Origin of the sequence: Hymenobacter sp. 15J16-1T3B (genome assembly GCF_020711235.1) — a bacterium.
GTDB lineage: Bacteria > Bacteroidota > Bacteroidia > Cytophagales > Hymenobacteraceae > Solirubrum.
The window spans coordinates 198,846-212,954 of sequence record NZ_JAJFAV010000004.1; the positions used below are offsets into that span (position 1 = coordinate 198,846).

Genomic DNA, 14,109 nt, shown 5'->3' on the forward strand with positions numbered 1-14,109 from the left:
CCGTCCGACCCCGTGCCCCGTTTGTGACCAAGCGTTTTTTGCCGCTGGCCTTGTTGCTGCTGGCTTTGCTGTGTTTTCTGGGGGCATACCTAAGCAACCACGCAGCCGCGCCCGGCATGCTGGTGCGCGCCGACGTAGCCCGCCTGCAACAACAGTTGACGGCGGCCGAGCGCCGCGCTGAGCAGGATGCGGAGACCCTGGCCGTGCAGTTGCTGCGGGGGCAGGGAAGTTTTGCCACGTTGCAGGCTGCGGCGTATCCGACGTTCGTGTTTCGCGACGGGCAGTTGCTATACTGGTCTGAAAACACCATGCGGCCCGACGTGGCCAACGTGAGCCAACCGTTTGGCGACAAGCTGGTGGAAATGCGCTTCGGTAGCTACTTAGCCATCCGGCGGCCGGCGGGGCCCTTCGTCATTCTGAGCTACGTGCCCCTGCGCCGGCAGTACGGCATCATCAACCGCTACCTGCGCGAGGGCGGACGCGTGCTCTTCAAGGGCCTCGACGTGAGCTTGGTGCCCAATGCGCAGCAGGATCGTAGCCTGCCGGCGCTGTTTGCGCACGACGGGCACTACCTTTTCTCGCTGCGCAGCCTGCAGCCCGACCCCATCACCGGCAAATACCTGCCGCTGGCTTTGCTGCTGCTCGGTACCGCGTGCTACGTAGCCGCTTGGCTGACGCTAGCCGGGCAGCTGTTTCGGCGGCGGCAGCCGTGGGCGGGAGCGGCCGCCGTGGTTCTCCCTCTGGCGTTTTTTCGGGCCGTGCTGCTGCACTTCAACCTGCCCTTCGCCTTTATCGAACTGCCGCTGTTCGACCCGAAGCTGTACGCCGCGTCGTGGGTGTCGCCCTCCCTGGGCGACCTGCTCATCAACGCCCTGCTGCTGCTGATCATCGCCTGGTACGCGCTGCTGCTGTTTCGGCGCTACGGGGTGGCGCGCTACGTGCGGCGGGTGCCCGGCAGCACCGGGCAAGCAGTGGTGGCTGCCGTGGCCTGCCTGTGCTTTTTCGGCGGGCTGCTGATGCTTTATTCCTTTTACCTCAGCTCGGTTAGCAACTCCCAGCTGGTGCTCGACGTGACGCAGAGCATCCAGTTTTCGGGTTTCAAGCTGCTGCTGTGCTTGGCCGTTGTGCTGCACACGGGCAGCTACTTTATCGGGTTTTGGTTGCTGACGCAGCTGTACCTGGCCGCTGTGCCGGCCGAGCCGCAGCCTGTGCGCCTGCTCATTCTGGGCGCGGCTACGCTGTTAGTGCTGCCGGTGGGGCTGGCCTTGGGCGAAACCACCGTCGTGCTGCTCGGGCTGACGCTGCTGTTTTTCCTGGTGCTGCGCGTGGCTTCGTTGCGGCGACTGGCCGGCGTGCTGCCCTTCCGGGTGGTGGTGTTCCTGTTCCTGATGCTGGGGCTGAGCGCCAGCGTGGGCTCGTTGGCCTTGTACCAGCACTTCAAGGAGCAGTTGATTCAGAACAAGCAGCGTCTGGCCGGTAACTTGCTTGTCGACAATGACCTACAGGGTGAATTTTTGCTGGCCCAGCGCGCCCACGACATTGCCGCCGACGGCGCCGTCCGTACGCGGCTGGCCAACCGCTTTGCCAATCAGGACGTGGTGCGCCAGAAAATTGCCAAATACTACCTGCGCGGCTACTTCAATAAATACGAAGTGCGCGTGAGCCTGTTCGACGGGCAGGGCCAGCCGCTCAACGAAGCCGACGGCGTGCTGTCGTTGGCCGCCACGCGGGCGCAAGTGCTGCGCCAAGCTACGCCCACCGACCTGCCCGACCTCTACCTGGTGCACGGCAGTACCTTCTTCGATTCGCGTCGCTACGTGGCCTTCGTGCCCGTGCCGACGGTAGCCGGCACCCAGGCCACCGTGCTGCTGGAGCTGACGCTGAAAAAGCTCACGGCCAACAGCGTAGTGCCCGAGCTGCTCGTCGACCAGAATTACTTTCAGCCCGGGCTGGGCAACGAGCTGAGCTACGCCGGCTACGAAAAGGGACGCTTGGTGTACAGCGAAGGTGACTTTGACTACGTGAACGAGCTGCCCGCCACGGCCCTGCGCGACCCGCGCCTCTACGCGGACGGGCTGGTGCTCAACGGGGCGCACCACTTCGGCGTGAAGGGGCCGCAGCAGCGCACCGTGGTGGTGAGCACGCCCACCTACGCGGGGGCCGAGTGGCTGGCCAACTTCTCGTTCTGGTTTTTGCTGCACCTGATTGGCGGCGGGTTGGTGGCGCTGATTCTACTGGCCCTGCGTAACCCGCGGCGGCGCTGGTTTCGCACCACCTTCTCGGCCAAGATTCAGCTGTTCATGACGGTGGGCATCCTGGCCACGCTGCTGGTGGTGAGCCTGGCTACGGCCAGCCTTTTCACCGACAGCTACAAGCGCGACCTGCGCCGCAGCTACGAGCGGCGCGGGCAGCTGGCCCAGGCCAGCATCTTGCGCCAGCGCAGCCTGCTGGCCGACTCCACCAGCCGCGGCCGCCTGGGCCTGCTGGCCGATAACGTGTCGGCCCTGACGGAAACCGACCTCAACATCTACGACGCCCGGGGCGAGCTGCTGGTGAGCAGTCAGCAGCTCATCTTCGAAGCCGGCCTGATCAGCACCCTGATGAACCCCGAAGCGGTGGTGGCGCTGGCCGAGCGCGGGCAGCCGCGTATCCTGCTTACCGAGCGGGCCGGCTCGCTGCTCTTCAACACGCTGTACTTGCCCATCCGGGCGCAGTCGGCCTCGCCGGGCGGCGGGGCGGTGCTCGGCTACGTGGGCATCCCCTTTCTGGACTCGCAGAAGGACCTGAACACCAAGCTCACCGAGCTGACCACGACCATCCTGAACATCTTCACGGTGATGTTCATCGGCTTTCTGCTGCTGACCTTCGTGGCCACGCGGGTGCTCACCCGCCCGCTTAAGCTCATCACCGAAAAGCTGCGCCACACCACGCTCACCGGCAACAACGAGCCCTTGGCCTACGAATCAAACGACGAGCTGGGGCTGCTGGTGCGCGAGTACAACACCATGCTCCACAAGCTAGAAGACAGCAAGCAGGAGCTGGCCATGCAGGAAAAAGAGGCTGCCTGGCGCGAAATGGCCCGGCAGGTGGCCCACGAAATCAAGAACCCGCTCACCCCGATGAAGCTCAGCCTGCAGTTTCTGCAACGGGCCCTGACGGAAAAGCGCGGCAACCTGGAGGAAATGATTGGCCGCATTTCACAGACGCTCATCACGCAAATCGACGTGCTGACGGACATTGCCACTTCCTTCTCCAACTTCACCAACCTGCCCGCCATGCGCCCCGAGCGCCTGGTTATTGCCCAGGTGCTGCGCCGCTGCGTGGCCCTGCACCAGCACGTGCAGCTAGAGGTAGGGCCCGGCGCCGAGGAAGCCAACGTCTTTGCCGACGAAAACCTGCTGGTGCGCACCTTCAACAACTTGCTGCTCAATGCGCTGCAAGCCATTCCCAAGGACCGCCCCGCCGACGTGCACGCCCGCGTGGAGCTGCCCGCGCCCGGTACCGTGCGCATCAGCATTCAGGACAACGGCAGCGGCATCGAGGAGGACGTGCGCGACAAGGTGTTCCGCCCCAACTTCACCACCAAGGAAACCGGCTCGGGCATCGGGCTGGCCGTGGCCAAGCGCGGCATCGAAAGCGCCGGCGGCAAGGTGTGGTTTGAGACGGTGGTAGGGGAGGGCACCACCTTCTTCATCGAGCTGCCGCAGGCGCCGGGGTAGCAGAGTAAGCCTATCTTCGGGCTCCACCGGTTTGGCGCGACCCGGCAGTCGTCGGCGCTACCAGTTTCTTGCCCATCAGCCGCTAGTTGCTCTATGCCAGCTCCCGTTTTGCGCCCTGCCGCGCCGCTTGTCAAGGCCTTTGCCGCCCCGTGGTTCCGCCTCGACTGGCGTACGGGCGCTTGGTTGCTGGTGGCGTTCAGCCTGCTGCGGTTTGCCCTGGTCATGCACGCCAACGTCACGCGCAGCTATCAGGTCGTCGCGCTCATCTTCGTGGCAATGGTTCTGCTGCCCTTCTTGGTACTGACGCGGGCGGGGCGGCAACAAATCGGGCTGCGGTGGCCTGCCCGGTGGCGGGGCGTGTTGCTGGGCGCGGTACTTGGAGCCCTGAGCTGCGCCGTGCTTTTCTACCTTACCACGCTCTGCTTCGGGCTGGGTGAGGGCAATAGTCTGGCGTACATCGCGCAGAGTTATAGCAACCTGCCGCCGGTGCTCACTGAGCAAAACCGCTTGATGTACTTCCTGATTTTCACCGGGCCGAGCATGATTTTCAGCCCCATTGGCGAAGAGCTGTTCTACCGAGGGCTGGTGCACGAGTGTTTTGCCAGCAGCATTGGCGACGGAAAAGCCAGTTTGGCCGACAGCGCGGCGTTTGCGCTGGTTCACCTAGCTCACTTCGGCCTGGTGTACGTGGCGGGCGGCTGGCAGCTGCTGCCCGGTCCGGCGTTGTTGTGGGCGGTTTCGCTGTTTGGGGCCTGCCTGCTGTTTTCGGTGGCATGTCGGCAGAGCAGTTCGGTGCTTGGCGCGGTGGTGGCACATGCCGCGTTTAACCTGGCCATGAACTACTTTATTTTCTGCCACATTCTTCGGTAGCAGCTCATCCGAAGTCAGGCAGACAACCCGGCGGCCGTACCGAGTAGCTGCAAGTGCCGCGGTACCGGGATTTTTCCGCTCGCGCACGACGTTAGGCCGGCTGGGCGTTATTTCGTCCTGTCGAGTGGCCCACCCGCCGCGTTCTATGCCGCATTCCTTACGCCTGATTGTCCGCTTGCTGCTGCTGTTGGCCTTGTTGGCGGGCGGGGCTGCGGGCGTGCGGGCGCAAGTGCGGCCGGGCGCGGTGCCCTCGTCGCGGCGCTGCGCGTGGGTGCGCGTGCCCGCCGGGCGCGACACCACCACGTTCAGCCTCGCCGATACGCTGACGGTGGTGCCCTCCTCGGTGTCGACGGACGGGCGCAGCGTGAGCTACGACGCGCGCACGGATAAGTACCGCATCATCTGGCCCAGCAGCCGGGTGGCCTCGCCCGAGCCCGGGCAGCCCGAGTTGCGCCTGCCCACCAACCGGCCCGATTCGGTGCTCGTCTGCTACCGCGTGCTGCCGGTGCGGCTGGCCGCCCCGCGCTACCGCCGCCCGCGCAGCCTCATGGACTCGCTCAGCTTCGAGAGCCGGCCGTTTATGGGCTACGCCGACCTGGGGCGCAAGGAGCAGATTCTGGCCACGCCGGGCATCAACAAAACCGGCTCCCTGACCCGCGGCATTTCCTTTGGCAACGCCCAGAACGTGTTCGTCAACTCGGCGCTGAACCTGCAGCTGGAGGGCAAGCTCACCGACAAAATCAACCTGACGGCCGCCATTAGCGACCAAAACGTGCCTTTTCAGCCCGAGGGCAACACCCAGCAGCTGCAGGAATTCGACCGCATCTACGTCACGCTCACGCACCCGAATTGGGCTCTGACGGCCGGCGACGTGGTGCTGCGCAACAAGCCCGACTACTTCCTGCGCTTCTACAAAAACGTGCAGGGCGCCGCCGGCGACTTGTTTCTGGGCCAGCAGCTCGGCGCTACCACGGCCGCGCCCGGCGCGCTGCTGCCCAATCCGCAAAATCCTATTCCCATCGGCAGCCCGGGCGTACCGCCGTACCCGGGCGCCCTGTCGGGTATTCCGGGCGGCTCGCCGGCCAATAACCCGGTGACGACGGTGACGGCCTCCAGCACGCCGACGCGGCTGGAAAAGGCCCTGGGCGGGGCCGTGCGCAGCTCCACCACGGCGGCGGCGGGCGTGGCCAAGGGCAAGTTTGCCAGCGTCACCGTCGAGCCCATCGAGAACGTGCAGGGGCCTTACCGCCTGCGCGGGCCCAACGGGGAGCAGTTCATCATCATCCTGGCCAACTCCGAGCGGGTGTACCTCGACGGCCGTCTGCTGGTGCGCGGTTTCGACAACGACTACGTCATCGACTACAACACGGCGGAGCTGACGTTTTCGCCCCGCCACCTGATTACCCGCAACTCGCGTCTGCGCGTCGATTACGAGTATTCCGACTTCAACTACGCCCGCTCGCTTTACCACCTGAACCACTACCAGGAGGCCGGCCGCCTGCAGGTGCACGCCAACTACTACCGCGAAGCCGACAACCCCGACAACTCGCCCAACCTCAGCCTCACCGACGCCGACCGCAACCTGCTGCGCACCATCGGCGACAACGTGGGCCTCGCGGTGACGGCCGGAGCTGATTCGGTGGCCTACGACCGGCGCCAGATTCAGTACAACCGCGTGCGCTACACCGACGCGGCTACCGGCGCCCGGCGCTGGACGTACGCCCTGCTCACCGATTCGACCCGCGGCGTCTACAACGTGCGCTTCACCGACGTGGGCCAGGGCGCCGCCGGGGCTGATTACGTGCTCAGTACCGACCCCACCAAAGTCAACGCCAACGGCCGCGTCTACGAGTTTGTGCCGCCGGTCGACGGCGTGTCGCAGGGGCGCTACCGGCCCGAGCGCCTGCTGCCCACGCCGCTGGAAAAGCAGGTTATTTCGGCCGGGGCCTCTTTTCGCGTCGATTCGACCACCACGGTGTTTGTCGACCTAGCCTCCTCCAAGCTCGACCTGAACCGCTTTTCGCCCGAGGCTGAGCAGGGCCAGGCCATGCGCATCGGCTACGTGATGGAAGGCCGGCCCCTCGGCGGGGGGCTGAGCACGTACCGGCTGGCCGACGGCCGTCCGGCCTACGCCCGCCGCGCCGGTCTGGCCGGGCAGCTGCAGGGCTACCGCCTGCGCACCGCCCTCGACTACGAGTACACTAGCCGCCGCTTCGCGCCCATCGACCGGTACCGCGACATCGAGTTTGACCGCAACTGGAGCACCACGGCCACCCAGCAAAGCAACGCCACCGGTGGCCGCATCTCGCGCGAGGACAACATCTTCAACTTCTCGCTGGGCTTGGTGCGCGACCCGAATAACAGCATCAACTACCGCGTGAGCCGGCGCTACCGGGCCGGCGAGGTCAGCGGCGTGCAGCACTGGCTGGATGCGGCCCAGCGCGTGGGCGACGTGGAGCTGCGCGGCTCCTTGTTTTTGCTCGGCGCCGATGCCGGCCGCAAGCGCAGCTCCTGGACGCGCGGCGAAACCGCCGTGCGCTACCTGCGCGGCCCGGTGCTGCCCGGCTACGCCTACCGCTTCGACAAAAACCGGGTGCGCCTGCCCTCCGGCGACTCGCTCAGCACCGCCAACTACTTCGACGAGCACGCCCTCTTCCTGACCAGCCAGGACAGCGCCAAGACCAAGTTTCGCCTCGACTACACTTTCCGCCGCGACCAGACGCCCGCCGCCGACCTGCGCACCCTGCAGCAGCGCGGCCGCGCCCAAACCTGGCAGGGCCAGCTCACCACCCGGCTCGGCAAAAGCCAGGACCTGAGCCTGCTGGCCACCTACCGCGACCTGGCCGCCCGCGACTCGGCCCGGCAGCGCACCGCCCTCGGCCAGCTGGGCTGGAACGTGTCGCTTCTGCAGGGCCAGGTGCGCTCCGAGCTGACCTACAACGTGGCCACCGGCCGGGAGCCCAAGCGCGACTACGTGTTCATCCCCGTGCCCGCCGGGCAGCAGGGCCAGGGCACGCACTACTACGCCGGCGACCTGAACAACAACGGCCGCCAGGACAAGGAGGAGTTCCTCGAAGCCGCTACGCCCGACGCCGTCTACCGCACCCACATCAAGGTCTACCTCTTCACCGATACCTACGTCACGGCCTTTACCAACCGCTTTGCCTACCGCCTCTCCCTGGGCGCCCCGCGCCAGTGGCGCGACGCCAAGGGCTGGCGCGCCACCGCGGCCCGCTTCAGCTCGGTCAGCACCGTAAACCTGGACCGCCGTACCACCGAGCGCGACCTGCTGGCCCGGTTGAACCCCTTCGCCTACCAAACCGCCGACGAGCAGCTGCTGTCGTTGAGCAAGCTGCTGCGCAGCACCCTGTACTTCAACCGCTCCAACCCCATCTTCGGAGCCGAGCTGACTGTGCAGCAAACCCAGCAAAAGACGCTGCTGGCCCAGGGCTCCGACACCCGCAACCTTGCCAGCCAGAGCCTGCTGCTGCGCCGCACCCTGGCCACGGCCCTCACCAGCCGCCTTTCCGGCACGCGCAGCATCCGCGAAAGCCGCAGTTCCTACCTCGCCGACCGCAACTTCCTGCTGGAGCAGTACGAGCTGCAGCCCGAGCTGAGCTACCAGCCCACCGGCATCTGGCGCTTCACCGGCGCTTACCACCGCACCACCAAGCGCAACACCCTGCCCCTCGACCCCGACGACCCCAACGAAGTACTGGCCCGCGGCGTGTTCGACGAGTTGAGCGTGGAAACCCGCGTGAGCCAAGTGGGCAAGCGCACCCTCTCCGGCACCGCCAGCGTGGTGCGAGTGGGTTTCCGCGGCACGGAAAGCTCGGTGGTGGGCCTGGAAATTCTGCAGGCCCTGCGCCCCGGCAACAACCTGACCTGGAACCTGAACCTGGAGCAGCGCCTCAGCAACGGCCTCAACATCACCCTCAGCTACGACGGCCGCAAACCCAACGGCCTCAACGTGATTCACACCGGGCGCATGCAGGCGGCGGTGCTGTTTTAAAAGGAATTAAGGACACCTTACCCACATTTAATCACTCTTAATTCTTTTCAACTTATGCGTATGTTTTCGTTGGTGAGGTGGGTAGTGGCGTTGTGATTATTGCTCGGTACAGTGCAATCCTGTGGCGCCAATACCGGGGCGGATTTCATAGATATGCTGCCCTCAAAACTGTTGTTGTCGCACAAAGACCAGGGGCTTTACTACTTCTGGAACGGAGGCGGCGCCCTAATGGACGGGCCCACTGAAATTCACGGCGCTGAAGAGTTTACGTTTCGGCGCGGCGTGGGCATTCTGACGGGCACCTACACCAACTTCGCCCAAGCCGAAGGCCGCGACTTCAAGGTCACGCGCATCCGGCGGCTTACGTAACCGCCATTCCCCAGCCGCGGGCTGCTCGTCTGCAAGTGTTGCCTGATTGCAACCGGCCGGCCCGGTCACGTGCCTTCACAGTGCCTGGGAGCATGAAAGCTTATATCGGATAAATTTGTCCGGTATAGAAACGGCGTGTAACTTTGCCTGCCAATTCGGTAGGATATGTTTTCGAAAGCGTGTGAGTACGGCATCCGGGCTCTGATTTACATCGGGCAGCAATCGGCCGATTTCGGCCGCCGGGTAGGCCTGCGCGACATTGCCGCCGAAATCGACTCGCCCGAGGCTTTCACGGCCAAGGTGCTGCAGCAACTGGTACGCCAGCAGCTGCTGACCTCCGTCAAGGGCCCGGCCGGCGGCTTCGAGCTCACGCCCGAGCAGCTGCGCACCGTCACGCTGCGGCAGGTGGTGCTGGCCATCGACGGGCCGGGCATGCTGCAGGGCTGCGCCCTGGGTCTGCCGCAGTGCTCCGCCAAACAGCCTTGCCCCATGCACTACCAATTCCTGCCCATCCGCGACCAGCTGAACGAGCTGCTGCGCACCTACACCATCGGCGAGCTGGCTGGCAAGGTGCACGAGGGGCTGGGCTTTCTGAAGCAGTAACTTTTTTTGCTCACATACCGGACAAATTTGTCCGGTAATAACCCATTTGCATGACCCCTGACCAGCAAGCCCTCGTTTCAGCTACGGTAGGCGTATTGAAAGAACACGGCGTGGCCCTGACCACCCACTTCTACCGCCGCATGTTCGAGCACAACCCCGAGCTGAAGAATGTCTTCAACATGGGCAACCAGCAGAACGGCAAGCAGCAGATGGCCCTGGCCCTGGCCGTGCTGGCCTACGCCGAGCACATCGCCGACCCCTCGGTACTGCTGCCAGCCGTCACCAAAATCGGCCACAAGCACGTGAGCCTCGACATCCGCCCCGAGCACTACGCCATCGTGGGCCGGCACCTGCTGGCCTCGATCGGGGAAGTTTTGGGGGCCGCCGCTACTCCCGAACTGCTCGACGCCTGGGCCGCGGCCTACGGCGAGTTGGCCGCCCTGATGAGCGGGCTGGAAAACGGCCTGTACCGCGACGCCGTGGCCCAAACCGGAGGCTGGACGGGCTGGCGCCCCTTCACCGTGAAGCGCAAGGTGATGGAGTCGGCGGAAATCACCTCGTTCTACCTGTACCCCACCGACGGCGGCGCGGTAGCTGATTTCCAGCCGGGCCAGTACGTGAGCCTGCGTTTGTTCCTGCCCGAGCTGAATCTGTTTCAGCCCCGGCAATACAGCCTTTCCTGCGCCCCGAACGGGGAATACTACCGCATTTCGGTGAAGCGCGAGGCCGGTGCCCCCCAGCACCCCGACGGCATGATCAGCAACCGCCTGCACGCGTTCGTGCAGGAAGGCGACGTGCTGGAGCTGGCCGCGCCGGCCGGCGACTTTGCCCTGGACACCCGCAAGCAGACGCCCGTGGTGCTGGTGAGCGGGGGCGTGGGCCAGACGCCGCTGCTGAGCATGCTGGAGCACCTGGTAGCCACCGGCAGCCCGCGCGAAATCGTGTGGGTGCACGGCTCGCGCAATCCGGAGGTACACGCCTTCCGCGAGCCAGTGGCCCAGTTGGCCGAGCGCCACGCCAACGTGCAGCGCCACATTTTCTACGACGCGCCGGCGCCGGAGCAACTGGGCCAGGGCCACTACCAAGGCATTGTGGACCTGCAGAAGCTCGACGGGGGCAGCCAGCTGCCGGAAGCCGAGTACTACCTATGCGGCCCGGTGCCCTTTATTCGCAAGCAGGTGCAAGACTTGCAGGCCTTGGGCGTGCCGCGCGCAGCCATTCACTTTGAGGAGTTCGGTCCCGCCACGCTGAGCCTGTAAGCGCCGCGGGCAGTAATTGACAGACTAGCATAGCTTTGTTGCCGTCATCCTGAGCAAAGCGAAGGACCTTATCACCGCAGCACGAGTCGTTGTCACGATTGTCGTTCACGTGTGATAAGGTCCTTCGCGGCGCTCAGGATGACGTTTTTCTTCCCTCATTCAAAGACGCGCTACCAGCGCCACGTGCGCGCCACGCGCGGCTTGTTGGCGCTGCCGATGCCCTTGGTCAGCTCGCGCTGCTTGAGGGCCCAGTTGAACGGGTGGCCGCTGCGTAGGGCGCGGATGGTCAGCTCAGCGCAGGCCACGGCGTCGGAGAGGCTGTCGTGGTGGTTCAGGGTGAGGCCAAAGTGCTCGGCCAGATTGTTGAGGCGGTAAGAGCCCAGGCCGGGGTGGCTGGCGCGCATCAGCTTCACCGAACACAGGCTGTGAAAGGCGGGCACCGGCACGGCATAGGCGCGCAGGGAGTGTTCGAGCACGCTCACGTCGAAGGGCGCGTTGTGGGCCACCACCAATTGTCCGTCGATGAAGGGCTGCAGCACCGGCCACAGCTCGGGCAACGGCGCGGCCGTCATTACCTGCGCCAGCGAAATGCCGTGCACGCGCTGGTTCATGGAGGCCATACGCAGCTCCACCGGCCGGATCAGGTACTGGTGGGTGTCCACGATTTCGCCGCCCTGCACGCGCACCAGCCCGATGGAGCAGGCACTGTCGCGCCGCTCGGTGGCGGTTTCGAAGTCGATGGCGGTGAAGTTGACCTCGTGCAGGTCCTGGAGTATGCGCTGCTGCATGGCGGGCGGGGCTAAGGACCCGCAAGGTACGCAGTATCGGCAGCCAACCGGCGCGCAGCCGGCGCACACGTGGATGCATCGGTTGGCGTCTCGGCAATGCCTATGTCCCAACGGGGCGCACGACGAGACGCAACCGTGCGTCTCTACACGCTACGCTAGCTAGGTAGCCAACGGCTACTTCTTCAGCTTGTGGGTTTTCAGGTAGGCCTTGGCCTCCTTCTGGTTGGCCGATTTGCCGTCGGCAATGTCGGCCACCTCGGTGTAGTAGCGGCGGGCTTCCTTGATGTCGCCGGCCTTGTCGGCCATGCGGGCCAGGTTGAGGTTGGCGTAGAGGTAGAAGCCGCCGTGGGTGTCCTCGGTGCTTTCCGAGAAGACGATGCAGCGTTGGTAGTAATCCTTGGCCTTGGTCAGGTCCTTGTACTTGTTCTGCATCAGCCAGCCCATGAAGTAGGTGGCGTAGCGCCCGCTGATGCCCTCGTAGCCGGGCATGCCGCGGTTGATTTTGTCGAGGATTTCGCGGCTGACCCGCTCACACTCGCGGAATTCGCCCTCGTTGAAGCTCAGCAGGGCGTAGAAACGCTGGAAATAGCCGTTGTCGGGGTACTTGGCGGCCAGTCCGCGCGAAATCGGCATGGCCTGGGTGGGGTTGCCCTCCTCGTTGTTGAGGATACGCATCAGGAATACCTTGGCCTCCGGGCCCACGTACACGCCGTTGTCGGCCACGTTGCGCAGCTGCTGCAGGCCCAGCTCCTTGTTGCCCTTCGGAAAGAGCAGCAGCACGGGCTTGAGCAGCGGGTAGTTGTCGGGAATCCAGACGGCGTAGTAGTTAAATAGTGCCTGCCCGAACAAGAACTCCGGGCTCAGGCCGTTGGCTTCCTGGCTGAGCTCCAAATATTTCAGGGCCCGTCGGGCGCTGACGGTGGCCTTGGGCCAGCTGCCGCGCTCGGCCTGCAGGCGGCCGGCAAACCCGTAAGCGGCCGAGAGGAAAAAGCAGGCTTCGTAATTCTTGCTGTCCTTCTCGTACAGGGCTTCGGCCTTGGCAATGGTCGTGTCCATGTAGGCGAAGAAGGGCTTGTCGTAGAGCTTACTCTGCACGTTGGTCGGCACGATTTTCCACCAAGTGCTCAGCCCCATCAGGAAGTAGGGCATGGGGTGGTTGGGGTAGCGCCGGCGCAGGGAGCGGAACTGCCGCTCGGCCTTGTCGTACTTGAAGTTGTAGAGGTTTTGCACGGCTCCGTCGAGCTCCAGGGCAATGTCCTGGTTGAGCAGCAGCCAGCCCTTGGTGTCCACCGCGCCGGGCTCCACGTCGATGTTGTCGAGGGTCACGTCGCGGACGGGTTTGGGGCCGCGCGTGGTGTCGGTCGTTTGCGCCTGCGCACCGCCAGCCAGCAGCCACAAACCGAGCAGCAACCCGATGCAGTGGCCGGAGAAAAGGCGGTGGAAGCGGTTCATCGGGTTCAAAATAGGATTCTGCCGGCGGGTAATGACTCTACTCGTACGTAAAGCTACGGGTTCAGATGCAGTTCGGCGCAGGCGAGGTTCCCGCAGGTCGCGCGGATGATGCTTGGTGCCGCTGCCGAACCGGACCCCAAACTACATCACTGCCAAGGCGCTAGCCGGCTGGTGTATAGCACAAGGCCCACTAGCCAGACGAGGTTCCGTAGCCGCCGGTTTTTGGGCGTCGGACGCAGGATAAGTTATTAGTAATATGTCATTTACTGACGTGTTTTTTTGTACTTACCGCCGTTGAGCACCCTCCCCGGAATAGCGGTATTCAGTGCGGCTTACGGGTGCGCCAGCCGGTCGGCGGCCAGTTCGCCCACGCGCTCCAGCGGCTTGCCCGTAAACTGTGCAATTCGTTGGGCCACGGCCAAGTCTTTGCCCTTCGCGAGGCCCTCGCCGATGACCAAGCGCCCGTGCGTGCGGGCCGCCACGTAAAGCAAGTAGCCGCAGAAGTGGTCTTCCGTGTCGTGCACGGCCTCCAGCACCACTTGGCTGATGTCGTCGAAGGAGCAGAAGGGCGCCTCGTCGTTGCGGCGCACCACCCCGCGCCCGCGGTCGAAGATGATCCGGTCGCGGGTGAGCAGTTGCCGGCGCAGGTGCCGCAGCAGCCCGGCCAGCAGCACCAGCACCACCGCGCCCAGGCCCACGGCCCCGAGGCTGAGGTAGTCGGGCGTGGGCTCGCGCAGCAGCGTCACGAACTCGACCACGAGGCAGCCGGCGGCCAGCAGCAAGGCCAGGCCCAGCCACAGCATGTCGCGCCGCAAGGATTTCTTGGTGCGCCCGATGGCCAGCACCGTTTCCGGTCCGGCCAGTACTTTGATGCGACGAATCATGGCGAGGGGTCAGTGAATACAGGTAAGAACGTCATGCCGGGCGCAGCCGAGGCCTCTCGCGAGCTGGCGCTTGACAGTCACCTTCGTTCAACGAAGAATTTACTGCTGAGCGAGAGGCCTCGGCCGCGCCCGGCATGACGAATAGAAAACCTA

At 64.7% G+C, this 14,109-nt stretch carries 9 protein-coding genes; 6 read left to right on the forward strand and 3 right to left on the reverse strand.

The features are described from left to right. The first annotated feature begins 23 nt into the window (after positions 1 to 23). The 6 genes from LJ737_RS27105 to hmpA all read left to right on the forward strand — a co-directional run bounded on the left by LJ737_RS27105 (position 24) and on the right by hmpA (position 10,832). Positions 24 to 3,719, forward strand: coding sequence for a sensor histidine kinase (locus tag LJ737_RS27105; RefSeq protein WP_227764802.1), 3,696 nt, complete (start codon positions 24 to 26; stop codon positions 3,717 to 3,719). Between the two features lie 108 nt (positions 3,720 to 3,827). After that, positions 3,828 to 4,589, forward strand: coding sequence for a CPBP family intramembrane glutamic endopeptidase (locus LJ737_RS08890; protein WP_227764804.1), 762 nt, complete (start codon positions 3,828 to 3,830; stop codon positions 4,587 to 4,589). A gap of 145 nt (positions 4,590 to 4,734) precedes the next feature. After that, entirely contained in the window at positions 4,735 to 8,601 is a 3,867-nt protein-coding gene (locus tag LJ737_RS08895; RefSeq protein WP_227764806.1) for a DUF8818 domain-containing protein, read from the forward strand. 153 nt (positions 8,602 to 8,754) lie between these two features. Beyond that, entirely contained in the window at positions 8,755 to 8,970 is a 216-nt protein-coding gene (locus LJ737_RS08900; RefSeq protein ID WP_227764808.1) for a hypothetical protein, read from the forward strand. Positions 8,971 to 9,135: 165 nt separating this feature from the next. Further along, positions 9,136 to 9,573 carry an RrF2 family transcriptional regulator gene (locus tag LJ737_RS08905; protein ID WP_227764809.1) on the forward strand — a complete coding sequence of 146 codons (438 nt, stop codon included), beginning with the start codon at positions 9,136 to 9,138 and terminating at the stop codon, positions 9,571 to 9,573. 50 nt (positions 9,574 to 9,623) lie between these two features. Next, positions 9,624 to 10,832 carry an NO-inducible flavohemoprotein gene (hmpA, locus tag LJ737_RS08910; protein ID WP_227764812.1) on the forward strand — a complete coding sequence of 403 codons (1,209 nt, stop codon included), beginning with the start codon at positions 9,624 to 9,626 and terminating at the stop codon, positions 10,830 to 10,832. Between the two features lie 170 nt (positions 10,833 to 11,002). Here hmpA and LJ737_RS08915 read toward each other — a convergent pair whose 3' ends face one another. From LJ737_RS08915 to LJ737_RS08925, 3 genes are all read right to left on the reverse strand, one after another. Continuing rightward, the gene (locus tag LJ737_RS08915; RefSeq protein ID WP_227764814.1) at positions 11,003 to 11,620 is read right to left on the reverse strand and encodes a 3'-5' exonuclease; all 618 of its coding nucleotides are present in this window, start codon (positions 11,618 to 11,620) and stop codon (positions 11,003 to 11,005) included. A gap of 174 nt (positions 11,621 to 11,794) precedes the next feature. Further along, positions 11,795 to 13,072 (reverse strand): tetratricopeptide repeat protein, encoded by a 1,278-nt coding sequence (locus tag LJ737_RS08920; RefSeq protein ID WP_227764816.1) that lies wholly within the window; start codon positions 13,070 to 13,072, stop codon positions 11,795 to 11,797. A 332-nt stretch (positions 13,073 to 13,404) separates the two neighbouring features. Continuing rightward, positions 13,405 to 13,956, reverse strand: coding sequence for a hypothetical protein (locus tag LJ737_RS08925; protein WP_227764817.1), 552 nt, complete (start codon positions 13,954 to 13,956; stop codon positions 13,405 to 13,407). Between the last annotated feature and the right edge of the window lie 153 nt (positions 13,957 to 14,109).